Source organism: Mesorhizobium sp. WSM4832 (assembly GCF_055811115.1).
The window spans coordinates 59,659-85,806 of sequence record NZ_JBVVQH010000002.1; the positions used below are offsets into that span (position 1 = coordinate 59,659).

A 26,148-nucleotide genomic window follows, 5' to 3' on the forward strand; every position below is an offset into this window, starting at 1 on the left:
TCGCCCGAGTACACGGCGCAGGAGAAGGTAGCACGACTGCTCAGACAATGCGGGCCAGGTTGCATGACGCCACCGATCGACGACGACAAAAAGGACCAGGGCAGCAACATCCTCACCGCAGTGGCCGTGTGGACGGGGCTGCATGTCGAGCGCCGGCGGATCGGGGCAGGCGTACATCATTGCGGTACGCAGGCAGCGAACGAGCTGGCCTATGTCCTTTCGGGACGGTCCGCCTTGCGGCGGCGGGCCGAAGGAAGGCTGCAGGAGAGGCTGGCGCTAACCGGTACGAGCTGGCTGGCGCCGGCGGGCATGGTCGAAACTGTGCTCGAATTCGATGGAGACACCGAGTGCCTAATCATCCACCTGTCTCCCCGGCTGCTCGAAGACAGCGCCCTGATCGACCACGGAATCGATCCGGCAAGGGCAGAGTTGGTTTATGAGGGTGGCTTTGCCGATCCGACGCTGTCGCAGATCGGGATGGCGATCCATGGCCTGCTGGGCCGGCCCAGCCAGTCGATCGACCGGCTGTTCGCCGAGGGTCTGCGCACGGCCCTGGTAGCGTATCTGATTGGCAACTACACCGTCGACCGCTGGCGCCATCCATCCCGCCAGCCATCGCTGGAACCTCGGCGCCTGCAACGGGTGCTGAGCTACATCGAAGAACGAATGGGCGAGACCATCACGCTTGATGACCTTGCGAGCGAGGCCTGCCTCAGCCCCTACCATTTCGCCCGCCTCTTCCACCAGGCGACAGGGCAGCCGCCACACCGCTACGTGGTCGAGCGGCGGGTTGCCGCTGCCCAGGAGCGACTGCGCACCAGGCGAGCCCCGATGGTAGAGGTGGCGCTCGACACCGGCTTCGGCACGCAGGCCAACTTCTCGCGGGTGTTCCGCAAGCTGACTGGGCTGACACCGCGCCAGTATCGCGACGCGCAGCTAGGGCTGACGCCCGCCGCCGCAATATCTGCAGAAAGATAGGCAAGCCCTGGAAATACGGGGGGCCCTCGGCCTCCCTACAGTCTTCGCATCAAAGCGGCGTGGTGCCGCTGACCCGTGCCATTGCCCCCGTCCTGCGGGCCAACGGCACAGGGCAAGCCCAAGCGAAGGAGACCAGCATGTCCATCAAAGCCACCCTTGCGGCCGCTGCCATCGGCACGGCCAGCATGGTTACTGTCGCCCTCGGCCAGGAAGCCCCCTCGATCGTGCTGGTGCACGGGGCCTGGGCCAATGGCTCCAGCTGGGCGGAAGTCGTGCCGTTGCTCCAGCAGCACGGCCTCCACGTCGTTGCTGTCCATAACCCGTCGTCCTCGTTCGAGGCCGACGTGGCCGCGACCCGCCGGGTCATCGACGACCAGCCCGGCAATGTCGTCCTCGTCGGCCACTCTTATGGCGGCGCCGTCATCACTGAGGCCGGCAACAGCGATAAGGTCAAGGCGCTGGTCTACGTCGCCGCTTTCGCGCCAGCGGTCGGGCAGTCGGTCAACGCCATCGTCGGGTCCGCACCGAAGCCGCCGGCCTGGCAGGGCGAGATTCACGCCGATGCGCAGGGCTGGCTGACCTGGTCGGGCGCTGGCATGGCCAAGTATTTCGCGCCGGACATCGCCCCGCAGGCGGCGGCGCTGCTGGCCGCCACCCAGGCACCATTATTCTCAGGCGCCTTCGACGGACAGGTGACCACAGCCGCCTATGCATCCAAGCCGAGTTGGTACGTGATCGCCGACAACGATCAGATCATTCCGCCCCAGCTGCAGCAGATTTTCGCCGACACCATGAAGGCGACGACGGTGCATGTGGCCTCCAGCCATGTCGCCATGATCTCCCAGCCGCAGGCCGTGGCCGACGCTATCCTCGCTGCGGCTGAGGCGGTCAAGTAGGTCGCCGATAACTCCCCGGGTCGGCGGCGTTGCAGCTCCCATACGCCGCCGGCCGCACCCTGACCTTCAGACTTCGCCAACGAGGAAGAGCCATGTCTAATGACGGCACCCAGGCCCATGCAGGCCTGATCGACGAAATTGGTTCGGCTGCGGGGAAGGCACGGGGACGAGGGCTGGTGCTCTTCGCCCTCGCACTAGGCACTTTCTGCATCGGCACTACCGAGTTCGCCAGCATGGGGATGATCCAGCTGTTTTCGGCCTCGCTTGGCGTCGACATCCCCACTGCGACGCACGCCATTACCGCCTACGCGATCGGTGTCGTCATCGGCGGACCTGCCCTGACGCTGTTCGCCGCGCGGCTCAACCGTCGTTCGTTGCTGCTGATGTTGATCGGGATCTTCATCCTCGGCAATGTGCTGTCGGCCATGGCCGACGGGCTGGGTATGTTCGTTGTCGCCCGTTTCGTCACCGGACTGCCGCAGGGGGCTTATTTTGGCGCCGGAGCAGTCGTGGCGTCCTACGTGGTTGGTCCCGGACATGCCGGCCGGGCATTCGCCACCGTCATGGCCGGATTGACCATCGCTACGATCCTCGGTTCGCCGATCGCCACCTTCCTGGGCCAGACCGTCGGATGGCGAGCCGCCTATCTGTGCATTGGCGGGCTGGGCGTCGCATCCCTGCTGTCGCTGTGGTTCCTGGTGCCGCGCAGCCCAGAGCTCGACGGAGCCTCGATCGATCACGAACTCAGCGGTCTGCGGAACGGTCGCGTCTGGCTGATGATGGCGGTCGCTGCATTGGGCATCTCTTCCATCTTTGCCGTCTACACTTTCATTGGCCCCTTCGTGACGGACCTGGTGATGCTGCCCCCGCAGGCTATCCCGCTCGCCCTGGCACTGTTCGGCATCGGCATGACCTTCGGCAATCTCTATGGCGGCCGCCTCGCTGATGTACACCCGAACCGCGGCATTATAGCAGGCTACGGCTATGCTCTTGTCGTGCTCGTGGCCTTGGGCATTTGGGGCGCCAACACCTGGATACTGTTCGCGGCGTTGTTCGGCGTCGGCGCGACGATGATGGCGGCAATCCCGGCCATCCAGGTGCGCCTCACCAGCCTCGCGCCGGAATCGAGGACGCTGATGGGTGCGATGAATCTCGCCGCGCTCAACGTCGCGAACGCCCTTGGCGCCTGGGCCGGCGGCCTCACCATCGGGGCGGGCTTGGACCTGCTATCGGCCGTCTGGGCCGGCTTTGCCCTTACCGCGGCTGGATTGGTGCTATTCCTTGCTACGATGGCGGCACCGAGCCGGTTGGGAGTGAGAACCAGACTGGGTTAGTCTTGTTCTGTCATCCAAGACAACTGAGCAGGAACCGCCGATCTGATGAGTGGGGGGAAAGGCGGTAGCACTCTCCCGCTACCATCACGGTTATCTAACGACCTGATATTGTTACAGATTTTTTGACAAGAAAGTTCAGCACGGCGCCCTCGGCAGTCTTGATTTCTCTCAACTCCTTGATAACAAATGCGTTTTCGCCTCGGGGATTCAAAACCCCGCCGCTGCTACACGGCTTGGATTTGCAATCACGAATGATTTTTGCGGGCCCCAGCTTGCGTTGAAAGGAGGTCTCGCTGTCACGAGGCATCTGCACAGCTGAGCGCGACCTTCGGAACCTCAAAGTTGGAATCCAGGCGAGGATGTGACAAGAGTCACCGGCAACCAGCTCGCCAAAGCCAGCGGCACTTAGACCCGATTGCACCGCCTCCACAAGCCCGCGCCTTGCCTAAGCCTCCGGTTGCGTTAGCATAGGCGCAAATTAGCTATGCCTGACGAATCGGATTTCGCTGAGGGGGCGAAAATTCATGGAAATGCAGCAGGTCCGCTATTTCCTGGCCCTGTCCAGCACTCTGAACTTCACCAGGGCCGCCGAAGAGTGCAACGTCACGCAACCTGCATTGACGCGCGCGATCAAAACACTTGAAGATGAGTTGGGCGGCGAGCTCCTTCGGCGCGAGCGCCAGCATTCTCATCTGACAGAACTCGGCCGGCGCATGCTGCCCTTGCTGCAGCAATGCTACGACGCCGCCACTTCCGCCAAGTCGCTCGCCAAGGCCGTGCAGAGCAGCGACGTGGCCCCCCTCAACGTCACCATCTCGAACAGCGTCAACATCGCGCTGCTGGTTTCACCGTTCACGGAGCTTTTCCGGGCCTATCCCGGGGTTCATCTCAAGATCAGCCGCGGTTCGCCGACTGCTGTCGTCGATGCGCTCAAGAACGGCGAGGTCGAGCTGGCCGTTGCCGGCCCGCTGGGACAGGCTTGGGATCGGCTCGACACCTGGCCGCTCTTCCAGGAGAGCATAGAACTCGTCGTAAGTTCCGATCATCCGCTTGCCCGCCGCAACGAAGCCGACGTCGCGTTAAGCCAGTTGGCTGCGGAGCCCGTGCTCAGCAGGATTGATTGGGAAACCAGCGAGGAGCTGACGCGTTGCCTTGCTGCGAAGGGTCTGGCGCCGCGGACCGCGCATGAGGTGGAGACCGACCATGATCTTCTGGCGTTGCTGGAAGCCAATGCCGGAGTTGGGTTTGTCTCAGTGACCGCTCCGCGTTCGCCTAACGTCCGCAGGCTCAAGCTGCGTGACTTGGACATTGCGCGGATCGTCGCCGTCTACGCGGTTGCCGGTCGACATCGCTCGCCGGTAGCGATGACCCTTCTGAACTTGCTGCGGTCGACGGACTGGTCGACGTTCGGCGTCAGCGAGCCCGTCTGAGCGCCGCGACCAAGTCATCGATATCCATGCGCCGACGGTAGTCGGGATCGACGAAGCGATCCGTGATCACCCCGTTCGTGTCGACGACGAAAGTCGCGGGGATCGGCAGAAACCAGCTGGCGTTGCCTTGGTAGTTTGGCAGATCATACGCAACGCCCATCAACCGCTCCATCTCGGTCCCGATCCAGATCGCGAGATTGAGCGAGAGGGCATAGCCGTTGTCCATGTCGGTCAGGAACGGAAAGTCGGCACCCACCGCCGCCTTCATCGCCTTCGCAAATCTGCGCCGCTCCGGCATGATCGCCACGACCTGCCCACCCAGCGTTGCAATCTCCTGCTGAGCTTCAACGATGCCGATCGCGTTCAACCGGCAGTAGGGACACCAGTGGCCGCGCTGAAAAGTGATCACGGCAGGACCTCGCAGGAGGATGTCGCCAAGGCCAACCAGTCTGCCCTCATCGTCGGGCAACAGAAATGCCGGCATGATATCGCCAGGCGCCGGCGCCATCGCCCCGGCCTCTTGTTGTTCCAGGCGCACAACCAAGCGGTCCACCGCATCGGCGAAACTCGGATTGAGGCGACGCACTGCGGCCGCGATCACCGCCAGCCGCTCGTTCAGGGAAGCGTCGAGTTCTATGGCAGCCTGGACGGACTGTTCAAATGTCATTGACTGGTCGTCGACGGCCATTTCCGCACTTTCATAGGTCTCATGCAGCCTATCATCGAAGACTCGCCGCCACGGCCATGTTTTTCTCGCATGGTTTTGATGCCGCGCGTGCATCATCGCAGGAGACGTTCGTATTCTGTTCGTCGCCTCACTGGATTCGTTACATCATGTTCCTGATATCCGAGGCAAAGGTCGGGAAGGCGTAGACGGTTTCGGACAGCTGCGACGCCGTGATGCCATGTCTCATGGCAAGCGCGAAGATATGGATCAGCTCCTCGCCCGCATGGCCCACCATGTGCGCCCCGAGGATCCTGTCCGTGGTGTCCTCGACGATGATCTTTGACCACGCCACGGTCTCGACATAGGTCTTGGCGGACAGCCAGCCCTGCATGTCGTTCACACGAACCTTTACAGCAAGCCCCTGCTCCTTGGCCTTGGCTTCGGTCAATCCAACGCTGGCCAGCGCCGGAACCGTATAGAGACAAGCCGGTATCTCGCCATAGTCCGGACGATGTTTCGCTCCATCGACGATGTTGCGACCGACGATGCCGCCCTCATAGGTCGCGACGGGGGAAAGCTGCGGAGAATTCCACACCGCATCACCACAGACATAGACGTCCGGGTTGGAACGCGAACGCAGGTGATCATCGATTTCGATTCGGCCTTCACGATGCACGATGACGCCGGCGCCAAGATCGAGCCGGTCGACATTGGCCACGCGCCCGGCGCAATTGACAACCCTGTCCGCATCCACGACGCATTCGACGCCATCCGCCACAAAGGTGACGCGTAACCGTCCGTCGGCTTTGTCGATCCTCTGCACCCAGGCCAGTGTGCGGACACGAATGCCGATGCGTTCGCTCTCGTCGCGGATCCGGGCAACGGCATCGGCGTCGAATGTTGCGAGCAGATGCGGCAGCGCTTCGAGGATCGTCACCTCGACGCCGGCGCGCGCGTAGACGTGACCCAGTTCGAAGGCGATGACACCGCCGCCGACGAATACCACTGCGCGTGGCAGCACCGGATCGCTCAGGACATCGTCGGAAATGGTCATATGCTCGGCGCCCGGAATCGGAAGTGGACGCGGCTTCGAGCCCGTTGCGATGACGATGTTCCTTGCTTCGAGCTCGCGGCCGTTGACGCTGATGGCATTGCTGCCGATGAACGCGGCCTCGCCGACGATGACGTCGACGCCCCGCCTGGCCATCAATCCGGACAGGCGGAACGGAATGTCACTGATGATGTCCTTTTCGCGTTCGATCAGGGCAGGCCAGTCGAGCCTCGGCCTGTCGATCGCGATCCCGTGCCGGTCGGCCCGTTCGATCTCATGGAGCGCATGGGCGGCCGCGACGAGAACCTTCTTCGGCGTGCAGCCGCGATTGGGGCAAGTGCCGCCGAGGTCGCGCGCCTCGATCATCGCCACCGACAGGCCGGCAGCGCGCGTGGCCACCGTCACACCCATCCCGGCATTGCCGCCGCCGAGGATCACGACATCATATTTTTCCACCGTCCCGGCCTCCTGGGAGTCAATGCAGTTTGACTCGCGGCCTTGTGCGTCGCGTCAAGATCCCGGCGATCGTATCCAGCGTGGTCTTGAACGTCCCTTGCACCGCGTTGAGATGCATCTTGTAGAGCGAGCGATACGTCAGCCGGGCCAGCAGACCTTCGATCTTCAACCCGCCGATCAAGCTGCCAAATGAACCGTAGTCGGCCAGTGAAACAAGGGAGCCGTAGTCGCGATAATGCAACGCCGGCGCGGCCCGTCCCTCGAGACGCGCGGCAATCACCTTGACCAGGTGATCCGCCTGCTGATGGGCTGTCTGGGCACGCGGCGGCAGCGGGCTATCCTCCCCGGGCAAGACACAGTTCGCGCAGTCGCCAATCGCAAACACGTGTTCGTCCCCCCTCGCCCGCAGCGTCTCATCCACGACCAAGCGGTTGATGCGGTCCGTCTCCAGGCCATCGAGCTTTTTCAAAAAATCCGGAGCCTTGATCCCGGCGGACCAGACGACGAGCTCCGCAGGCACGAACAGCTTCTCGCCAAGCCTGATGCCGTCCTCGGTCACTTCGGTGACCTTTATACCGCAACGTATCTGGACACCCAGATCGACGAGCAGGCGTGCCGAATCGCGTGCGAGGTGTTCGGGCAGGGCCGGCAGGATGCGCGGGCCCGCCTCCACAATGGTGATACGGATCAGCCTTTCGAAATCGATGTTATCAAGATTGTGCGACGCGATTTCCCGCATCGACTTGTGCAGCTCGGCCGCCAGTTCGACGCCGGTGGCTCCGGCACCGACAATGACGCAATGGAGCTGGCCCGGCGACAGCTGCTCGTATTGCGCATTGGCTCGCAGGCATGCGTCGATCATGCGCCTGTTGAAGCGGGCGGCCTGGCCGGCCGTATCGAGCGCGATGGCGTGACGCGCCGCGCCTGGCGTGCCGAAATCGTTGCTGACGCTGCCGACGGCCAGCACCAGCGTGTCGTATCCCAGCACACGCGGCGGGATGATCTGCCTGCCGTCTTCGTCGAAGCTTGGCGCGACAAAGACCTGGCGTTTGGCGCGGTCGATGCCGACGACCTCACCGATGCGGTAGCGATAATGGTGGCGGCTGGCATGGGCGATGTATTCCACCGCATCGGTCGACGGGTTCAACGTCCCGGACGCTAGCTCGTGCAGAAGAGGTTTCCAGACATGGGTGCGATTGCGGTCGACGAGCGTGATCGAAAGCCGTCGCTTGCCAAATTTGCGACCAAGGCGTGTCGCCAGTTCCAGTCCACCCGCACCGCCGCCAACGATGACCACACGATGCCGCGAGCTGTCCGCATGGGACGGTGTCTCCGTTATCGCACGGAAGAGCGCGGCGTCGTTGGCGAGCACGGCTTCCGGAACCAGCCGCATCCCCGGAGTGATGATCTGCATCGGTATTCTCCGTCTTCTTCTCGACGTCGCGCTCGAACCGATCACTCTTGCGATTCGTGGATGACGATGCCCTGCAACATGTCGACGTCGCATACCCATGGTTTTTCCGAGAGGACGCGCTGCCCGTGCTCGTATCCGGCCTGCCAGCGCGTGCGGATGCCTGCGCGGGTGAAGTCGATGTCCTTGGTGTGATCCTCGCCGTCGAGACGGGGCGACAGCAACCGCACAAGGTGCATGACCGACGGGCAGCCATAGGAAGCAAGTTCCTTGAACATCGGATCCTCACGCCGCTCCTCGGGAACCAGCCTTCCCATTTCACGCACGACGTGCCGGAGACGGTGCAGTTGTTCCTGTCTGGCAACATGGCTTCGGCCGCGGCTGGCGTATTGAAGGTCCTTTTGCCGGCCCATGACCTGCCAGATCGACTTCGGCTCGGTGGCGCGGGGCTGCCACATGTTGACGGCAAAGATCAGCGCGTCGCGCCGCGGACGCGCGTCGAGGACGACCTCGATGGGCGTGTTCGAATAGATGCCGCCATCCCAGTAAGGCTCGCCGTCTATACAGACCGCCGGAAACGCCGGCGGCAACGCGCCCGACGCCATGATGTGCGCCGCCGACAGGGTCATCTCTCGGGTATCGAAGTATTTGAGTTCACTGGTGTTGACGTTGACCGCGCCGACCGTCAGGCGGGTATGGCGCCGGTTGAGATAGTCGAAGTCGATCAGGTCGTTCAGCGTCCTCTTGAGCGGATCGGTGGTGTAGTAGGAGGCGTTCTCGACACCCACTTCGCGGTTCACTCCGAACATGGCGCTTGGATTCGGTTCGAAGAATCCTGGTATGCCGCGCATCACGGTGCCCATATTGGCAAAGACATTGCTTGGAACCATCATCCGGAAAAACTCATCGAACGGGCTGATCCGGCTGACGCCTTCCCAGAATTCCTGAAGCCTCGCCAGCCGAACGGTTGGTTCGTTTCCGGCAATCAGCGCCGCGTTGATGGCCCCGATCGAGGTGCCGATGACCCAATCCGGCTCAATCCCGCCTTCGACGAGCGCCTGGTAAACGCCGGCCTGATAGGCTCCCAGAGCGCCGCCGCCTTGCAATACCAATACTGTTTGCCGCTGGACGGCAGCATCGGCCGCCTGGGCGGCCTCCGGCAAAGGGTCAGCGGTCGGAGGATGTCGGGTGATCTTGTTCATGGTCTTTGCTCCTCGTTGCCGGTTCAATGAGCGGTCCAGCCGCCTTCGATCGGGATGATGGCGCCGGTGATCGAGGCCGCGTCGTTCGAGGCCAGGAACAGGCACAGCGCTGCGACCTCGGCGACGGTCACGAACTGCTTGGTCGGCTGGGCCGCCAGAAGCACATCCTTGATGACCTGCTCCTCGGTGATACCGCGAGCCTTGGCCGTGTCCGGTATCTGCTTTTCGACCAGCGGGGTGAGCACGTATCCCGGGCAAACCGCATTGACCGTGATGCCCTGTTCGGCGACCTCCAGCGCAACCGTCTTGGTCAGGCCTGCAACCCCGTGCTTGGCCGCGACATAGGCGGATTTGTATGGTGAGGCGACAAGGGCATGGGCGGAGGCAACGTTGATGATGCGGCCCCATTTGCGCTCCTTCATCGCCTGCAGCGCGCGCCGGATCGTGTAGAACGACGACATCAAGTCGATCGCCACGACCGCTTCCCATTTCTCGATCGGGAAGTCGTCGATCGGCGCGACGTGCTGAATGCCGGCATTGTTGACGAGTATGTCGATCGCGCCGAACTCGGCGATCGCCTTGTCCATCATGGCGGTGATCGCCCCCCCCTTGCTCATGTCCGCGTTGTCGTAGCGGACGGTCACCCCGTGGTCGGCGGCAAGTTTCGCGCGCAGCAGTTCGATCTCGTTGGCGTCGCCGAAGCCGTTGAGAACAATGTTGCAGCCCTTGGCCGCGAAGGCTTCGGCGACGCCTTGGCCGATGCCGCTGGTCGAGCCTGTGATGAGTGCCGTCTTTCCTCTGAGCATCGTCGTTTCCTTCGGTTGGAGCCATGGCCGGAAGGCGGGCATTGGCTGCGAGCAACGGGCTGCGCGCCCAGGTCTGATTTCTGGAGCAAGTATGGCGAGCGGCTCGAAGCAGCGGAAATGCCGTTGAGACATGGATTCGATAGCCGACGGTCAGATCATCGGTTCGACGCCGTCGCTCCAGCCGCCTTGGCTTGTTTGACGTTGGGGCAGCTAGTAAGATCGCCCGCAATACGGCCAAGCCGTATGCCAGCCGCTGGGGGAGCGTGCAGTGGAGATCAGCCAGGTCAGATATTTCTTGGCCGTCGCCAAGGAGTTGAATTTCACTAGGGCAGCCGAGCAGTGCAATGTCACGCAGCCGGCGCTGTCGCGCGCAATCAAGCTTCTTGAGGATGAATTCGGCGGGCCGCTTTTCCACCGTGAGCGCCGCTTCACCCACCTCACCGAGCTCGGTCGCATGGTCGAGACGTATCTCGAAGGTGTCTTCGAAAACTCCCGCCAAGCAAAGCAGATCGCCGAGCAATATGTGAACCTGAAAAGGATGCCGCTGAGGGTCGGCATCATGAGCACGATCGCGCCGGACGAGATCATCGAGCTGATCGCAGCTGTCCGTGGGCATCACCCCGGCGTGGAGCTTCACCTTTGCGATTCAGACGCCGTGAATCTTCGCAAGAGGCTGCTCGAAGGCGATCTCGAGGCTGCCATCTATGCGCTGCCGTCGGACGTTGCCGACGAGGAAGTGCACTCCCTACCGCTGTTTCGCGAGCAGATGGTGATGGCGGTCCACCTGGCCCATCGGCTGGCGAACCAGCGGGTTGTGCGGGTGAAAGACATGAGCAACGAAAGTTACATTCACCGCAACAACTGCGAATTTGCCGGCTACGCGGATGCCATTCTCGCCAAGCAGGGTGTCACCGTCAGTCCCGTCTACTGGAGCGATCGCGACGACTGGACCCTGGCCATGATCGCGGCCGGGCTTGGTTTCGGTTTCATGCCAGAGCACACCGCCAAGCACCCGGGTGTCGTTGCCCTGCCGATCACCGAGCCGGAATTCTGGCGCGACGTCAATCTCGTCACGGTGCGCGGCCGCAGGCATTCGCCGGCGGTTGGTGCGCTGGTTCGCGAGGCGACGCAGAAGACGTGGTTCGGCGAGCGGACGAAGGCGTTGTCTGCCGCAGAGTGACAACGCCGCGAGTAGCAACCTGCCTCGCATGCGTGGACGGCGTATCTCCGGCACACAACCGCACTCAGTTCTTTCTGATCGTCGAGGTCACGGACTGGATGACTTCAGTCGCCATCTTGAACTGCGCCTGCCGGTCGGTGATGCCATGCCGGTTGGCGATCCAGTCGAAGTCGCTGTAGGCGGCGTAAACAGCGCCGTCGGGCATCTGGTAGACCAGCACGCGCACTGGCCAGTCCAGACCCGCCTCGGGATTTGAGGTGATGAACGTCGTGCCTAGCGCCGGATTGCCGAACATGACGAGCCGCGAAGGCCTGACATCGTTGCCGGCTTTGTTGCCGAGCTTTGCCTGGTCGATCACGCCAAAGAACATGATGCCCTTCTTGAGGACGTCCTTCTTGATGCGGGCGACGGTCTCGGCGACGGAATAGTCGCTCTTGACAGTGACGACGCCATCGGAGGCGGCAGCCGGGACGACGACCGCCATCAGCATGGCGGCGCCGGTAATCATGGTTTTCAGGTAGTCGGTCATGTCAGTCTCCTCTGTTGGATAGTCAAGTTTTCGGTCTTTAGATCTCAGGTCTTTGGCGTTTGCAGCACGCGCGCCACGGCTATGGCCGCCACAAGGACCACGACGAGCGCGGCTACACATGCAGTCCAGCCGACTCGGTCGTAGATCTGTCCGATGACGAAGCTGCCGGCGAGCCCACCCGCATAGTAGGAGGCAAGGTAGATGCCGCTTGCAGCGGCCCGGTCGCGCGAAGCGGTCCGGCTGACGTGTCCTGTGGCTATCGCCTGCGCCAAAAACGTGCCGATGGCGACCAGCGCCATGCCGGCAAGAACGATCGGCAGGCTGGTCGTGAGCAACAGCAACAGACCGAGGATCGCCAGCGCAAGCGTTGCACCGATGCCCATCCTTGGGCCAAGGCCGGCGGCGACACGCCCGGCGAGGGGAGTGGTCAGCATGGAGGGCAGGAAGACGAAATAGACCAGCCCCAGCGTCATCGGCGACAGCGACAGCGGCCCGGCGACGAGCTGGAAATTCACATAGGTGAAAGTGCCGATGAAGACGAAGAGGATCAGGAAGCCGATGGCGAAACACGCGCGCAGCTCGGCGTTGTTCAGCGGTCCCTTCCAGGCTGCGCGGGCAGATTGGCCCATCGTGTCGGCGCGCATCATTGCGGACGTCTTCTGCAGCGTGAACCAGACCAGGGCCGCGCCAACCAGGTTGAGGGCGGCGAATGTCAGGAAGTTGGTGGAAATGCCGAACGTGTCTGCGACGGCGGCCGACATCAGCCGTCCGAAGAAATTGCTGGCAACATTGCCGGTCACATAGGCCGCAAGCGCGCTTGTTGTCTGGCGCGCAGAAAAATGCTCGGCCAGGTAGGCCATCGTCAGCGTGAACGCGGTCGACATACACAGGCCCTGGACGACGCGCAGCAGGGCAAACACGACGATGTTATCGGTCTGCGATAAAAGCGTCGTCGGGATCGCCAGCAGCGCAAGGCTGATCCAGATGCCGTTTCGGCGATCGAGGTTCCTGCCGAAAAGCGCCACCGCGATGCCGGCCACAGCCATGCCGAACGTGCTGGCATTGACGGCAAAGCCCATGGTCGCGCGGCTGACGCCGAACTTTGTCACCAGCGAAGGCAGGATGGCCTGAGTGGCGAACAGATCGACTAGCGTGAGAAATGCGATCAGGGCGATCAGGCCGAAGCGCCAGCTGTCGGCGGCAACCATGCGCAGCCGTGTCGGTTCAGTCTGTTCACTGGTGGTCATGACAAGGCTCCGTGGCCACACGTCCCCAGGCGATCACCCGAGGACGCGGTTTCAGTTGCTGATGCCGGAATCCGTTCGCCGCGCCGGGCGGCTTACATCATGTGGTCTTCGTGCATCGCCGGCGGCAGGACATCCGCAGAATAGAGCACTGCGGGCACCTTGCCGTTGTTCTTCCACCAATGGGCGAGCTGGCCGAACTCGGCCGTCACGTCGCCGGCCGGGTGCTCGATGCCGACCTTGCAGGTGCTGGCGTATTCGGTGATCGATCCCTCGACGACGATGATGTTGGCCGGGCGAACATTATGCTCATGCCACGGCACGACGCCGCCGGGCTGCACGACCAGCTTGCGCAGGCGCAGCATGTTGCCTTTCCAGGCCTCACCCTTGCTGCTCAGATCGATCGCCGAGAGAACCGTGTCGGTGACGCCAACCGGCTTGCTGGGATGTTCCTGGATGTCGGTCGTGGCGGCCTGGCCGGCGGGGCAGCCGCCGGCGAAGGCCGGAGCAGCGGAAAATGCAGCGGTCGCGGAAAGCAGCCCGATCGCAAGCGCAAGGTTAACCTTCTTGGTAGCCATGTTGTATTTCTCCTTTGTCGGTGCCCAAACGCGGGAGGCGGGGCATGACAAAGAGAGTGACCGGAGCAGCAAAGAAAGAGAAATGCTGACTGGCTCTTAAATCGATACCTGAAAACTATCGTGGTCATCGTGGCCGCACGTAAACGCACAGCAAGGCGCCGTCGCACGTTGCCGGAATTTCTTGGATCTTGCTTCAGGCTGCGGTCTTGTGGATCGCCTGAGGAATGGCGCTTTGCGGCCAGCCATGCGCCTTGACGCTGTTGACGAAGGCCGATGCCGCGGGCGAGAACCTGCGTCCTGCAACGACGACCAAAGATACTTCCCGCCAGACTTCTGGGTCGATAACGGGGCGGACCTGCAGGCCCGGGATCACCGCGCTGAACTCGGGGATGAAGCAGATGCCTAGCCCTCCCGAAACCATGTTCTGGATCCAATCCTCGCGCTCGCTGGCGTAAGAGATTCTGAGCTTCACGCCGCGATCCGTGCACAATCCGGCGAGGTGATCGCGATACTCGCAATTGAGCCGCCTGAGATAGTTCTCGCCGTCGAGCTCGGAGATGGCGACGTTGTCGTTGCGGGCCAGGCGGTGGCCGTTTGGAAAGGCAAGGACAAAGCGTTCGCGATACAGTGGAGTGACGTCGAAGCGGTCCGGGAAGCTGTCACTCGACGCCATGATGGCCACGTCGATCTCGCCAGATTCGAGCAGTTGCGATAGCGATGCCGGCACGCCTTCGACCAGTTGCAGCTGGATGCCCTGCTGGCGCCGGTTGAAATCGGTCAGCAGGCCGGTGAAGCGACGCGGGCCGATTGTGCACATGACCCCGACCTTGAGGTTGGCATTTTCCAGGCACAGGAATCTCGAAGCCTCCTGCCGAACACCCGTCAGCTCGTCGAGGATCTGCTGGAACCGGGGGCGCAACAGCACTCCCAAATCGGTGAGGTGGGTGAGATTTCGTTCGCGGCGAAACAACAGTCCACCGACTTCGTCCTCCAACTGCTGGATGGCACGCGAGAGCGCCGGTTGGGTGACATTGCACTTTTCGCCCGCGCGCGTGAAATTCCGCGTCTCGCAAACTGCCAGGAAATAGCGGATGTGATGAATGTCCATGCCGATTTGTTCCGATTGCAAACGAGGCTTTTCGTAGCTTCGGAGCCTGTCGCAAAGTTTGTCTCGGCGCCAATGCGCTGCGGCTATAAAGTCGATAGCGATCCGTCATGGCGGATGGTCGCCCGCTGCAGGCTATTGCGTGCAGAATCGAGGCTGAGGCCTCGCCGAATGACCTAATGGCGAGCAACCTGCTCGCCATTAGGTCGGTTCCAATGTTGCTTGAGACGGTCAGCCAGCTCAGTTGGCGCCGCCGAGCGCCTGCAGGTTGGCGCAGAATTCGGCGTGCGGCTTGCTCATCGCCGCATCCTGACATTCCTTCATCATCGCGCCCTGCTTGTCCTTGGCCATCGAATCCCAGGCGGCCTTGAACTCGGCCTTGGGCTTCATCGTCTTCATGCTGGCGTCGGTGAAGAAGGGCTGCATGTTGGACGGTTCGTCGAGCGCGCCGGCAAACGCAACGCCGCTGAGAACGGAAAGTGCAAAAGCGCCGAGGCAAATAGCTTTGATATTCATGGTGTGATCCTTCTCTGAGGTTAAGCAATCGTCCCATCGACGATTGCGGTAATGATCGGCAGCAATCCAAACTCTGCGGTTCTTGCTTGCCGGGGTGAACATTGCTGCACTCGGTGGCCAACTTGCCAATGCCATCTGCGTATGGAGTTTATGCCGGTTCTGCATTCCGCGGATGCTGGGCGTTGTGATTGTTAATTGGCTTCGCCCAAAGCAAGCACGTTGGCGCAGAATTGGGCGTGGGGCTTACTCATCGCCGAGTCGTTGCATGCCTTCGTCATCTTCACGCGGTCATGCTTCGACATAGCGAACCAAGCCTTCTTGAACCCAGCCATCGGTTTCATCGTCTTCATCGTTGCGTCCGCATAGAACGTCGGCAATGCGGCGAGGTCACTGAACGGGTCGGCTGACGCTGGACTCGCACCAAGACTGGTTGCAAGCGCAGCTACACAGGCGAGTTGTCTTCTCATCATCCATCTCCTGGTCCAGGCCGCGTTCTGACAACAGTGTCAAAGCAAGCGATACTCATCGCCAGGCCTGATCGGGGTGAAGGATGCGGCGCTCGAAGACCGGCAGCCAATGCAATCTGCCTATGGACTTCATGCCACCTTGGCATTTCGATTGGACAGGAAGATGCGGCAGTCTCTCTCCCATCGCCTTGTTGACGATCTTGGGATGGAGATCAAACCATGCTTGCCCAGTCCCCGACGAGAATAGACCAAGCCACCGTTTCGGTGGATCTTGGTGCGGAAGGCCGAACGATCGAAATCGTGCTGGCAAACGATGCGCATGGCGCGTTCATCTGGGGCGTGCTCGATCGCCTGCTCGACGAGCCGAACTGCAGCGTCAGCGGCGTCACCGCGTCGGGTTTTGCAGCGATGGAGGCGGCGGTCTTTGTCTATGGGCTAAGCGTCGGCGGCAGGCGCGGCGCGCGGACGGCACTCGCCAATTTCTGGCGGCGCGTCAGCCACGCCTCGGTTTTTGCCGACGACAGACCCAGCCTGCTTCGATCTATCCTGGAGCAGTCAATCGAGATCGAGCAGATCCGCGACGAAGGTTGCCCGGTGAAACTCAGAGTCCTGGCCGCAAACGCGCGCACGGACGCGGTGAAGGTATTCACAAGCGACCAGTTGTCGATCAATGCGATCGTCGCGGCGGCCACGATCCCCTTCCTCTCGCTGCCTGTCGAGATCGACGGCGATATCTACTGGGGTGACGGCGACCTGCTGCAGCCGACTAGCCTGTCAACTGAAGCCCGCCATCGCCTGATTGTCACCGGCAGACCTGCCGTGTTCACCACACCGTGGCAGGATCGCGGCTTCGCAGCCAGTCATTGCGTGACCAAATGCGCGCTGGTTCACACCATATTCGACAGCCGATACCGTGCCGGAGCTCCGCTGCTCATGCGGTCCTGGATAGACTGGGGCGAGTTGACCGACATGCGCGACAGGGGACGGCAGCGTGCAGCAGACTGGCTTGCGGCCGATCCGCTCGACACCGACGAAATCCCGGCTCGCGAAAGACGATACATCTAGGCGCTTCGCTCCCGCCTAGCCGCGCCTGCTTCGCATACTCCCGAATGCAGGCGCCAGGCCCTCCGGCTCCCCGGCCGGAGGGCCTTTTTCGCGCCGCTCGTCAGAACATAGTGAGTGCGTATCAATTCCATGCCGAGACAGCATTTCAGCTCCGCATCACGATCGGAGAAACTGATCTGCAGACGGGCCCAAGGCCGGTCTTTCCCTCGAAACGCCAACCAGGAGACAAGCCTGTGATCAACACCAAGTCCCTAATCGGATCGGCACTTGCAGCCGCCACCTCGCTTGCCGCGACAGCGGCATACAGTGCCCCAGCCGCCAAACCCGGCTTCGCCTTTGAGAAGTGCTACGGCGTCGTCAAGGCCGGTCAGAACGACTGCCAGACCGCAACACATTCATGCGCCGGCACTTCGACCGCCGACAACCAGCGGGATTCCTGGCTCTACGTGCCTGCCGGCAGCTGCGCCAAGATCACGGGCGGCAGCGACAAGCCGAAGGCCTAGCCAACATCCACCTCGAGCCAACCAGACTAGAATGGAGGAGACCGATGTCCAGCTTGTTTTCACCTCTTGCAATCCCCGCATCGGCGGGCATCGGCCTTCGCTCGCCTCACATCGCAGAGATGCTGACGCGGCGTCCATCCGCAGGCTGGCTTGAGGTCCATGCCGAGAACTACATGGGTGACGGGGTCGGCATCGAAGCGTTGGAACGACTACGCCAGATCTACCCGCTGTCTGTGCATGGCGTCGGTCTATCGCTGGGGAGCGCAGGAGGCCTGGACCGCGACCATCTGGAAAGGCTGCGCAAGGTCTGCGAGCGCTTCCAGCCCGATTTGGTCTCCGAGCATCTCGCCTGGAGTGTTGCCGACGGCGCCTATCTCAACGATCTGTTGCCGCTGCGCTATGACGAAGAGGCGCTGGCGATCGTCGCCCGCAATATCGAGACGCTCCAGGACACGCTGAAGCGGCGTGTGCTGATCGAGAACCTGTCGGCCTATCTTGCTTTCGCGGACTCCTCGATGAACGAGGCCGAGTTCCTGGCAGCGCTCGTGGCCCGGACCGGCTGCGGGCTGCTGCTCGACGTCAACAACGTCCAGGTCTCGGCTCACAACCTGCAATATGACGCCAAGGCCTTCATCGACACGCTGCCTGAGGAGGCTATTGGCGAAATCCATCTCGCCGGCCATGCCACCAATCAGGTCGGATCCGACACCGTGCTGATCGACGACCATGGCTCGCGGGTCCCGCCAGTCGTCTGGGCGCTCTATCGGCATGCCATAGATCGGCTCGGGCCGCGCCCGACATTGATCGAATGGGACACCGACGTTCCCGTTCTCGACGTGCTGCTTGGCGAAGCCATGTGGGCCGACATGCTGACCGCCTCGATCATGTTCAACCGCAAGCAAGCAGCGCGAGGCCAACAAACGACCCGCGCCCGAGCGACCCCGATCTGCCTTTCTGTCGAATGTGAAACGACGACCAGCATGCCGGTCCTTGCGGCGTTTGCAGCTGTCAGGGCTGCGAGACCATCCATCCCTTTGGCGCTGCCCTCGCTCCAGGAGGAATACCATGCTGCCGCTTGAGCACCTGCAGACCTCCGTGGCGCGGTCGGTGCTGGCCATGGAACCAACGATCGCCGCGACATTGCTGACCGCGGGCAAGGCCGATCCGTTGGCCCGCCTGCGCATCTACCAGAACAACACCCGCAGCTCGCTGACCGCGGTGCTGATGGCGGTTTTTCCGGTCACGGTTCGCCTGGTAGACGAGCGCTTCTTCCGCTACGCAGCAAGCGAGTTCATTCGACGCCATCCGCCGGCGGAATCGCGGCTGGCACGCTATGGCGCCGGCTTCCCGCGCTTTCTCAAATCGATCGACACGCTGTCCGACATGCCGATCGTTGCCGAAACGGCGCGGCTCGAATGGGCCATAGCCGAGTCGCTCGATGCGGCCTGGCTGCAGCCCCGCACCCTGGCTAACTATGACAAAACCGATCTCGGGCCTTCGCCCGATATCCTGCTGCAGCCATCGCTGCGGCTGATCATCTCGCACTGGTCGATCCTGTCCATGTGGATGGCGCATCAACAGCAGGCTGCTCTCGACCAGTCCCATGACTGGACAAGACGACCCGAACGCGTGGCGTTGTGGCGGACCGGGGACAGCGTTCGCCTAGTTCTTCTCGATCGCGCGAACTTCGCGTTCTGGCATTCACTGAAACACGGCCTCGGCCTGGAACAGGCAATCACCCGCGCCCTTGCTCTCGATCCGGCATTCGATCTCGTGTCCGCACTCGTGCATCTGTTCGGCGACGGGCTCGTCACGGATGTGCGGATCCGGACGCATCCCCTTTCAAACTGATGGAGACAATCATGACCGCGATACCAGAATATTCCTCATCCGCCCCGAACGGCCTTGTCGGCCTCTACAGGTGGGCCATCAAACTGCCGGAACGCATACCGTTTTCAATCGTCCAGCTCGCCGCTCGAGTCGCCGTGGCGCACGTCTTCTGGCAGTCGGCGCAGTCGAAGCTGGCATCCTGGCCGGTGACGCTGCAGCTGTTCGCCAGCGAATACAACCTGCCCTTCATCGATCCGTCGATCGCGGCGCCGCTGGCGACGACCGCCGAAATCACCGGCTCGGTGCTGCTTGTCCTGGGGCTGTTCTCGCGCCTCGGCGCGCTGATGCTGCTCGGTGTCGTCTCGGTTATCCAGATTTTCGTTTTCCCCGAGAACTGGGCCGAACACCTGCTGTGGGCATCATTGCTGCTTCTTGTGCTAACACGTGGTGCCGGCGTGATTTCGCTTGATCGTATTGCTGACAGCCTCTTTGCAGCGAAACGCCAGAGTTAGCTCGCGCCTACTGAAGGTCCGCTACTGACACCACCGCGACCTGCAGGGTGGGCGACGGTAATGTCCGCTTTGCACGAGGCGCCAAGCTGTCGTTCGCATCGTGGAAATGTACGTCGAAGGAAGCACGTGCGAGAGAACACATCGACAACGCCCGGCGGCTGCGCTTGCAACAATTGTTCGGCGAGAACGGCTCGCTCGACGCTGGCGCTTGCGCAAGGGCAGTGGCGTACCGCAACATAAAAGAACCAGGGGCAGAACAGGAAAGTCTGACAGCCAAAGAGCTGTCAGCCCGAGCACGTTCGACGCACCAATGAGGCTCGTTTTCCCTCGCAGAATCCGGCGCTTCCGATAACAGCGAATCCTGCCATCGTTTTTCTACCTTCCCAGAAGATTGCGCTCGACCGTCCTGAGATGCGCCAGCATCGCCTTGCTCGCCCCTTCCGAATCGCGCCCAAGCAATGCATCCACTATGGCTTGGTGCTCATTGCAATAGACGGCGCGACGCTCCTCGGAGAAGGAACGCTTCTTCATTTCAAACCAAGGTTTCTGGTTACGCAGAACGCGCATGAGGTTGTGGATTTCCTTGAGGAAGTCATTGCGTGAGCACGCAAAGATGCGGTGATGGAATTCCGCGTCCCAATGCTCAAACGTCGGCATATCTTCGGATGCCCAGGCAACTTTGTGCGCCTCGCGCACGGCGTTCAATTCGCCGGCGCTCGCATTGGTCGCGGCGAAGGACGCGGCCGCCGGCTCCAGCAGTTGCCTGATCTCCATCATGTCGGCCGGGCTGGTCCCTTCCATACGCGCGACGGCCGCGGCCATGGAATCCGGATTGGCCGCCGTCAAAAAAGTTCCACGGCCCACATGCCGCACGACGGTGCCGTCATCCTCGAGCAGGCCGACGGCGCGGCGCACCGTGTTACGCGCCACGCCGAATTCACTGGCGAGGTCGCGCTCGGGCGGCATGCGGCCGTTTTCCAGCCACTCGCCTAGCGAAATCCGTTTCCTCAAGGCGATGGCGATATCGTTGGCAACAAGCTTGGGCATGTTCGTCAGCGTTTATCTGATCCAATAATGAACCATTCATAGCAGCTTTTCGCTCGCCCGTCCATCATGCAGGCCGCTGGACATTTCTGCATTTGTCCGCTTTTCAGCATTGGAATTATTTGATGCGGCCAATCCGAATCCAGCTTGCGGGCTAAGCCAATTGAAGCTAGCGTGTACTGAAAGAGCGAAAAATTGGCTCAATATTGGTTCACGGGAGGAAACGGATGCGGGTCGCGACTTTCTCGCTCGCCGGCGAAAGGCGGGTTGGCCTGGTGGATCTCGCCGCGCAGACTGTCGCGCCCTTCGATCTCGCCGTCGAGCGCGCCGAAGCGGGACTCCTGGCGTTGATCGAGCGCAACGGAGCCGGCCTGCCGCGCACCCTCTCCCCAATCCCGCTGGCAGGGGTGGAGATCGAAGCTCCGATTCCGCAACCGCGCCGCAACATCTTCTGCGTCGGCAAGAACTATTACGAGCACGCGCATGAGTTTGCCCGCAGCGGCTTCGATTCCAGCGCCGGCGCCGGCGCCGTGCCTAAGCACCCTATCATCTTCTCCAAGGTGCCGGAATCGGTCGTCGCCAACCACGCCAGCGTGCTGATCGATTCCTCCGTGTCGACGGCGATCGACTATGAGGCTGAGCTCGCCGTCATCATCGGCAAGGGCGGCCGCCGCATCTCGAAGGAAGAGGCCCTCGACCACGTCTGGGGCTACACGATCGTCAACGACGTCACGGCGCGCGACCTGCAAGGCAAATACAGCCAGTGGCTGATCGGCAAATCGCAGGACACGTTCTGTCCAATGGGTCCGTGGGCCGTCACCAGGGACGAGCTCGATATCGAAAACGCGGGGATCCGCTGTTTCGTGAACGAGGACCTGCGCCAGGATTCCAGGATATCGCTGCTCATTTTCGATATCCCGACCATCATCGCGACGCTGTCGCAGGGCATCACGCTGAAGCCTGGCGACATCATCGCGACCGGCACGCCCGTCGGTGTCGGCATCGGCTTCGATCCGCCAAGATATCTCAAGCCCGGCGACGTCGTGCGCATCGAGATCGACGGCATCGGCATACTGGAGAACCGTTTCGTGGAGAGGCCGCAATGACGACCGTGACTGTCGGCCAGGTCGTCGCCGAGGTGACAGGCGAAGGCGCGGTCGTGGTGATGATCCACGGTCTCGGCGGAACTTCGAACATGTTCCAGCCGCAGATGGGTGCGCTCTCCGGCTACCGCGTCATCCGGCTCGACCTGCCGGGGTCGGGCCGCTCGCCACGCCCGATCGAGCCGCTCACCATCGATGGGATGAGCGAAGCCGTGATCCGCGCGATGTCTGGCATGGGCGTCGCCAAGGCACATCTTGTTGGTCATTCGATGGGCACCATCGTGTGCCAGCAGATCGCCGCCATGCAGCCCACGCTGGTCGCCTCGCTGACGCTGTTCGGCGCCCTGGCCGAGCCTGCCGAAGCGACCCGGCAAGGCCTGGCCAACCGGGCGCGGCTTGCGCGCTCGGGCGGCATTGCCGACATCGCCGATCAGATTGTCGCCAATGCGATTTCGGCCCACACCCGGGAAACTTCGCCCGCCGCCGCCGCTTTCGTGCGGGAATCTATCACCCGCCAGGACCCCGAATCCTATGCCCGCACCTGCGAGGCGCTGGCGAAGGCGACCGCGGTCGACGCGCGGCGGATTTCGGCGCCAACCCTGCTCGTCACCGGCGACGCCGACACCGTCAATCCGCCGGGCGTTGCCCAGGCGCTTGCCGACAGGATCAAGGGAGCCGTATTCTCCTCGCTGGATCGGTGCGGACACTGGGCCACAGTGGAAAGTCCGCGTGAGAGCAGCCAGAAGCTCGCCGATTTTTTGAGACGGGTTGATAGGTGAGGATTTCGGATCGGGCGTAGGATTGCGCGCTCGGCAAGTTGGGAGGCTTGTTATGGCAGACGAAAGCTGGGCTGGAAACGGGTCGGGCGGCACGCTCTTCACCAATGTGCGCGTGCTCGACGCCACCGGTGAATATCCCTACACCGGCGAAGTGCTGGTGCAGGGCAATCGCATCAAGCAGATCACCAAGGGTTCGTCCCGCTTCGGCTCCTCCTCGTCCTATGGCGGCGGCGCAACCGTCATAGACGGCATGGGCGCGACGCTGATGCCGGGCATGATCGACGCGCATCTGCATCTGTCCTGGAACAACGCGCCCGGCATCGATCCGATCCAGATGATGGAGATCGAGGAGCACATGCTGGTCACCATGGAGATGGCCAAGCTGGTGCTCGATGCCGGCTTCACCGCCGGACGGGGTGCGGCCGCCGCCAAGCCGCGGCTCGACGTCGTCGCCAAGAAATTCATCAACCAGGGCCGGTTCCCGGGCCCGCGTTACCTCGCGGCCGGGCCGGAGATCACCACGGTCGGCGGCCTCGGCGACTCCGCGCCCTCGCATATTCCGCATGAGGGCCTCAATCTCGGCATCGTCGTGTCCGGCCCGGAGGAGATCCGCCGCACGGTGCGCCAGCTGATCAAATACGGCGTCGATTCCATCAAGCTGAACCTGTCTGGCGAGAGCATCACCGGCATGGGGGCGGAAGAGACCCCGATGTCCGAGGAAGAGGTCGCCATGGCGGCGTCCGAAGCGCGCTGCCGCAACAAGGTGCTGTCGGCGCATGCGCGTTCTTCCGGCTCGGTCAAGCAATGCGTCCGCCACGGCATCCAGAACATCTACCATGCTTCCTTTGCCGACGAGGAAGCGCTCGACATGCTCGAGGCGGTCAAGGACAAGCACTTCGTCGCACCCGGCATCGCCTGGCTGATCAACACAGCGCGTTATGCCGAGCAATGGGGCATCAAGCCCGGCTCGCCGCTGTCGCTCGAATATGAGCGCGAGCTGGAAATGTGCATCGACACGATGAAGAAGATGCACCGGCGCGGCATCCGCGTGTGCATCGGCGGCGACTACGGCTTTGCCTGGACGCCGCAAGGCACCAACGCCAAGGACATCCAGACCTTCGTCGAGATGCTCGGCTTCTCGCCGATGGAGGCGATCCAGGCCGGCACCAAATATGGCGGCCAGATCATGGGCATGGGCGACGAGCTCGGTCTGATCAAGGAAGGCTACCTCGCCGATATCCTGTTGATCGACGGCGATCCGATTTCGGATGTGCGTATCCTGCAGGACAAGAACCGCATCCTCGCCATCATGAAGGACGGCAAGTTCCACAAGGCGCCGCGCATGAACGAGCAGCGCCGGCGGCTGACCGCATGAGCATACTCGACCAGCCATCATCCTCGTCGCTGTCGGGCGGCGGCATGACGCGCCGCCAGGCCTGGGGCCTTGTCGGCCTGCTGGCCGCGGCGGTCGTGGCATGGCTGGTCTTCGCCGTCTGGCCGAACTGGCTCAACGCGATCCTGATCTCGAAAAAGGCGTTCGTCAGCGCCATCCTCAATGGCCTGACGCTTGCCGGTCTCTATTTCCTGGTCGCCAGCGGGTTCACCCTGATCTTCGGCCTGATGCGCAACATCAACCTGGCGCACGGTTCGCTCTACCTGCTCGGCGCCTATATCGGTTACGAAGTCACCAGCCGCACCGGCTATTGGCTGCTCGGTGTCGCCGCCGGCTTCGTCGTACTGGCCATCATCGGCGTCGTCATGCAGGTTTTCGTCTTCCGCCGCCTGGAAGGCGACGATCTCAGGCAGACCCTCGTCACCATCGGCATCTCGATCGTCGCCGCCGATCTGATGCTGGCAGTGTGGGCTGGTGGCACTTACCAGATCGCCACGCCGGAATGGCTCGACGGCGCCTTGACCTTGCCCATCATCACCGCCGTACGCTCGAACGGCGCTTCGGTTTTCCTGACCTATCCGCTTTACCGCGTGGTCGTGCTGGCGGCGGCGATCGTCATCGGCGTCGGGCTGTGGTTGATGCTGCACAAGACCCGCGTCGGCATGATGATCCGCGCCGGCGTCGACGACCGCGCCATGCTGCAGGCATCCGGCGTCAACGTGCATGCGGTGTTCGCCATCGTCTTTGCGGTCGGCGCGGGACTTGCCGGGTTCGCCGGCGTCGTCGGCGGATCGGCGCTCTCGGTCGCGCCCGGCGAGGACGTGCGCTATCTGCTTGCCTCGCTCGTCGTGGTCATCGTCGGCGGCATGGGCTCGATCACCGGCGCGGCGATAGGCGCCCTGCTCATCGGGCTGGCCGAGCAGATCGGCCTCGTCTATTTCCCGACCTATGGCGTGGTGCTCACCTTCGTCATCATGGTGGTGACACTGGCGGTCCGCCCGCAAGGCATCATGGGGAAGGCAAGATGAGCCTGACCACCGCCACTGACGGCGCGATGCCGCAGCAGAACTGGCTGGACAAGCTCGGCGCTGCGCACGTCATCCTTGCCGTCGCGCTCGTTCTCTATCCGCTGGTGGCGTCGGATTTCTTCCTGACGCAGATCGCAGGCTACTCGATGATCTTCGGCGTGCTGGCGCTGTCGCTGATGCTGCTGGCCGGCTATGGCGGGATGCTCAGCCTGGCGCAGATCACGGTCGCCGGCATCGCCGCCTACGCCGTCGCCATCCTCGGCAGCAACAATTCCAACGTGCTGGGCTTCGGCTGGCCCTGGTGGATCGTCGTCCCTTTCGCGGTTGCCGCGGCGGCGGTAGCGTCGGCGCTGATCGGCTGGATCTCGGTGCGCACGGAAGGCATCTACACGCTCATGATCACGCTGGCGATCGCGACGGCGACCTTCTACTTCGCCCAGCAGAACTACGCGATCTTCAACGGCCATTCCGGCTACGCCGGCATCCACGCGCCGGTCTTCTGGAGCATCGACTGGCGCGATCCGAAACCCTTCTATTATCTCTGCCTTGGCCTCGCCGCGCTGTCTTACGCAGCAGTGCTATACGGCTCCCGTTCCACCTTCGGCATGACCTTGCAGGCGATCCGCGACAACCCGCGCAGGATGCGGGCGCTGGGCTACCATGTCACCGCGCACAAGGTCTTCGCCTGGTTCCTGGCCGGCATCCTAGCCGGGCTGGCGGGCGTGCTGCTGGTCTGGTTCAACGGGCGCGTCTCGCCGGGCACAATCGGTGTCGACGTAGCGATCGACATCCTGATCATTGCCGTCATCGGCGGCCTGCGCCACCCGATCGGGCCGTTCGTCGGCGCGATCGTCGTCATACTGATGCAGACCTTCGCCATCGACATCGTCGGCGCCGAGCGTTTCAACACGCTGATCGGCCTGGTGTTCCTGGTGATCGTCTTCGTCTCGCCGGATGGAATTCTTGGGTTGTGGGGGAGGATCAAGCCACATCTTGCCCAGGAGTCCTTGCGCGCCGGCCCCTAGCGGCCGGCGCGGATGA

27 protein-coding genes are annotated in these 26,148 nt (G+C 62.5%); 15 read left to right on the forward strand and 12 right to left on the reverse strand.

Annotated elements, in window-relative coordinates; all coding sequences use genetic code 11:
* Window positions 1-63: 63 nt before the first annotated feature.
* From AC0L2L_RS03365 to AC0L2L_RS03380, 4 genes are all read left to right on the forward strand, one after another.
* Window positions 64-978 carry a helix-turn-helix domain-containing protein gene (locus AC0L2L_RS03365; RefSeq protein ID WP_473576177.1) on the forward strand — a complete coding sequence of 305 codons (915 nt, stop codon included), beginning with the start codon at window positions 64-66 and terminating at the stop codon, window positions 976-978.
* A gap of 137 nt (window positions 979-1,115) precedes the next feature.
* Complete coding sequence (locus tag AC0L2L_RS03370; RefSeq protein WP_473576179.1) at window positions 1,116-1,874, forward strand: alpha/beta fold hydrolase; 759 nt, start codon at window positions 1,116-1,118, stop codon at window positions 1,872-1,874.
* Window positions 1,875-1,966: 92 nt separating this feature from the next.
* Window positions 1,967-3,208, forward strand: coding sequence for an MFS transporter (locus AC0L2L_RS03375; RefSeq protein WP_473576180.1), 1,242 nt, complete (start codon window positions 1,967-1,969; stop codon window positions 3,206-3,208).
* 524 nt (window positions 3,209-3,732) lie between these two features.
* The gene (locus AC0L2L_RS03380; RefSeq protein ID WP_473576182.1) at window positions 3,733-4,638 is read left to right on the forward strand and encodes a LysR family transcriptional regulator; all 906 of its coding nucleotides are present in this window, start codon (window positions 3,733-3,735) and stop codon (window positions 4,636-4,638) included.
* Here the strand turns inward: AC0L2L_RS03380 and AC0L2L_RS03385 are convergent.
* From AC0L2L_RS03385 to AC0L2L_RS03405, 5 genes are all read right to left on the reverse strand, one after another.
* The gene (locus AC0L2L_RS03385) at window positions 4,622-5,326 is read right to left on the reverse strand and encodes a peroxiredoxin-like family protein (RefSeq protein WP_473576183.1); all 705 of its coding nucleotides are present in this window, start codon (window positions 5,324-5,326) and stop codon (window positions 4,622-4,624) included. The genes AC0L2L_RS03380 and AC0L2L_RS03385 overlap by 17 nt on opposite strands.
* Before the next feature lie 139 nt (window positions 5,327-5,465).
* Complete coding sequence (locus tag AC0L2L_RS03390) at window positions 5,466-6,812, reverse strand: dihydrolipoyl dehydrogenase family protein (protein WP_473576185.1); 1,347 nt, start codon at window positions 6,810-6,812, stop codon at window positions 5,466-5,468.
* Window positions 6,813-6,831: 19 nt separating this feature from the next.
* Window positions 6,832-8,226, reverse strand: a complete 1,395-nt coding sequence (locus AC0L2L_RS03395) for an NAD(P)/FAD-dependent oxidoreductase (RefSeq protein WP_473576186.1) — start codon at window positions 8,224-8,226, stop codon at window positions 6,832-6,834.
* Window positions 8,227-8,267: 41 nt separating this feature from the next.
* Window positions 8,268-9,425: a patatin-like phospholipase family protein gene (locus AC0L2L_RS03400; RefSeq protein WP_473576187.1), complete on the reverse strand. Its 1,158-nt coding sequence runs from the start codon at window positions 9,423-9,425 to the stop codon at window positions 8,268-8,270.
* A 23-nt stretch (window positions 9,426-9,448) separates the two neighbouring features.
* On the reverse strand, window positions 9,449-10,231 hold the full coding sequence (locus AC0L2L_RS03405; RefSeq protein WP_473576188.1) for a 3-hydroxybutyrate dehydrogenase: 783 nt from the start codon (window positions 10,229-10,231) through the stop codon (window positions 9,449-9,451).
* 268 nt (window positions 10,232-10,499) lie between these two features.
* On the opposite strand from AC0L2L_RS03405, the gene AC0L2L_RS03410 reads away from it, so the two are divergent.
* A complete protein-coding gene (locus AC0L2L_RS03410; protein ID WP_473576189.1) occupies window positions 10,500-11,411 on the forward strand; it encodes a LysR family transcriptional regulator in 912 nt (303 codons plus the stop codon).
* Between the two features lie 64 nt (window positions 11,412-11,475).
* On the opposite strand, the gene AC0L2L_RS03415 is transcribed toward AC0L2L_RS03410, so the two are convergent.
* The 6 genes from AC0L2L_RS03415 to AC0L2L_RS03440 form a co-directional block, all read right to left on the reverse strand.
* Window positions 11,476-11,940: a DUF302 domain-containing protein gene (locus tag AC0L2L_RS03415; RefSeq protein WP_473576190.1), complete on the reverse strand. Its 465-nt coding sequence runs from the start codon at window positions 11,938-11,940 to the stop codon at window positions 11,476-11,478.
* 44 nt (window positions 11,941-11,984) lie between these two features.
* A complete protein-coding gene (locus AC0L2L_RS03420) occupies window positions 11,985-13,187 on the reverse strand; it encodes an MFS transporter (protein WP_473576191.1) in 1,203 nt (400 codons plus the stop codon).
* Between the two features lie 92 nt (window positions 13,188-13,279).
* Window positions 13,280-13,762 (reverse strand): cupin domain-containing protein, encoded by a 483-nt coding sequence (locus AC0L2L_RS03425; RefSeq protein WP_473576192.1) that lies wholly within the window; start codon window positions 13,760-13,762, stop codon window positions 13,280-13,282.
* Between the two features lie 193 nt (window positions 13,763-13,955).
* The gene (locus tag AC0L2L_RS03430) at window positions 13,956-14,870 is read right to left on the reverse strand and encodes a LysR family transcriptional regulator (RefSeq protein ID WP_473576193.1); all 915 of its coding nucleotides are present in this window, start codon (window positions 14,868-14,870) and stop codon (window positions 13,956-13,958) included.
* A 237-nt stretch (window positions 14,871-15,107) separates the two neighbouring features.
* Window positions 15,108-15,383 carry a hypothetical protein gene (locus AC0L2L_RS03435; RefSeq protein ID WP_269906800.1) on the reverse strand — a complete coding sequence of 92 codons (276 nt, stop codon included), beginning with the start codon at window positions 15,381-15,383 and terminating at the stop codon, window positions 15,108-15,110.
* A 191-nt stretch (window positions 15,384-15,574) separates the two neighbouring features.
* Window positions 15,575-15,850: a hypothetical protein gene (locus AC0L2L_RS03440; RefSeq protein WP_473576194.1), complete on the reverse strand. Its 276-nt coding sequence runs from the start codon at window positions 15,848-15,850 to the stop codon at window positions 15,575-15,577.
* A 219-nt stretch (window positions 15,851-16,069) separates the two neighbouring features.
* Here AC0L2L_RS03440 and AC0L2L_RS03445 point away from each other — a divergent pair, with 219 nt between their 5' ends.
* The 5 genes from AC0L2L_RS03445 (at window position 16,070) to AC0L2L_RS03465 (ending at window position 19,760) form a co-directional block, all read left to right on the forward strand.
* Window positions 16,070-16,915 carry a patatin-like phospholipase family protein gene (locus tag AC0L2L_RS03445; protein WP_473576196.1) on the forward strand — a complete coding sequence of 282 codons (846 nt, stop codon included), beginning with the start codon at window positions 16,070-16,072 and terminating at the stop codon, window positions 16,913-16,915.
* 233 nt (window positions 16,916-17,148) lie between these two features.
* Window positions 17,149-17,418 (forward strand): BufA1 family periplasmic bufferin-type metallophore, encoded by a 270-nt coding sequence (locus tag AC0L2L_RS03450; protein ID WP_473576197.1) that lies wholly within the window; start codon window positions 17,149-17,151, stop codon window positions 17,416-17,418.
* A 44-nt stretch (window positions 17,419-17,462) separates the two neighbouring features.
* Window positions 17,463-18,497, forward strand: coding sequence for an MNIO family bufferin maturase (bufB, locus tag AC0L2L_RS03455; RefSeq protein WP_473576199.1), 1,035 nt, complete (start codon window positions 17,463-17,465; stop codon window positions 18,495-18,497).
* Window positions 18,484-19,269: an HvfC/BufC family peptide modification chaperone gene (locus AC0L2L_RS03460; protein WP_473576200.1), complete on the forward strand. Its 786-nt coding sequence runs from the start codon at window positions 18,484-18,486 to the stop codon at window positions 19,267-19,269. The genes bufB and AC0L2L_RS03460 overlap by 14 nt, the downstream gene beginning before the upstream one ends.
* Window positions 19,270-19,280: 11 nt before the next feature.
* Complete coding sequence (locus AC0L2L_RS03465; RefSeq protein WP_473576202.1) at window positions 19,281-19,760, forward strand: DoxX family protein; 480 nt, start codon at window positions 19,281-19,283, stop codon at window positions 19,758-19,760.
* A 375-nt stretch (window positions 19,761-20,135) separates the two neighbouring features.
* On the opposite strand, the gene AC0L2L_RS03470 is transcribed toward AC0L2L_RS03465, so the two are convergent.
* Window positions 20,136-20,807 carry a FadR/GntR family transcriptional regulator gene (locus AC0L2L_RS03470; protein ID WP_473576204.1) on the reverse strand — a complete coding sequence of 224 codons (672 nt, stop codon included), beginning with the start codon at window positions 20,805-20,807 and terminating at the stop codon, window positions 20,136-20,138.
* Between the two features lie 224 nt (window positions 20,808-21,031).
* On the opposite strand from AC0L2L_RS03470, the gene AC0L2L_RS03475 reads away from it, so the two are divergent.
* From AC0L2L_RS03475 to AC0L2L_RS03495, 5 genes are read left to right on the forward strand one after another with little or no spacing between them, the layout of a single operon-like run.
* Window positions 21,032-21,910 carry a fumarylacetoacetate hydrolase family protein gene (locus AC0L2L_RS03475; RefSeq protein WP_473576206.1) on the forward strand — a complete coding sequence of 293 codons (879 nt, stop codon included), beginning with the start codon at window positions 21,032-21,034 and terminating at the stop codon, window positions 21,908-21,910.
* Window positions 21,907-22,686 (forward strand): alpha/beta fold hydrolase, encoded by a 780-nt coding sequence (locus AC0L2L_RS03480; RefSeq protein ID WP_473576208.1) that lies wholly within the window; start codon window positions 21,907-21,909, stop codon window positions 22,684-22,686. Before AC0L2L_RS03475 ends, AC0L2L_RS03480 begins: the two co-directional genes overlap by 4 nt.
* 52 nt (window positions 22,687-22,738) lie before the next feature.
* A complete protein-coding gene (locus tag AC0L2L_RS03485; protein ID WP_473576210.1) occupies window positions 22,739-24,061 on the forward strand; it encodes a metal-dependent hydrolase family protein in 1,323 nt (440 codons plus the stop codon).
* The gene (locus tag AC0L2L_RS03490) at window positions 24,058-25,107 is read left to right on the forward strand and encodes a branched-chain amino acid ABC transporter permease (RefSeq protein WP_473576211.1); all 1,050 of its coding nucleotides are present in this window, start codon (window positions 24,058-24,060) and stop codon (window positions 25,105-25,107) included. Before AC0L2L_RS03485 ends, AC0L2L_RS03490 begins: the two co-directional genes overlap by 4 nt.
* On the forward strand, window positions 25,104-26,132 hold the full coding sequence (locus AC0L2L_RS03495; RefSeq protein WP_473576213.1) for a branched-chain amino acid ABC transporter permease: 1,029 nt from the start codon (window positions 25,104-25,106) through the stop codon (window positions 26,130-26,132). The genes AC0L2L_RS03490 and AC0L2L_RS03495 overlap by 4 nt, the downstream gene beginning before the upstream one ends.
* Window positions 26,133-26,148 lie beyond the last annotated feature (16 nt).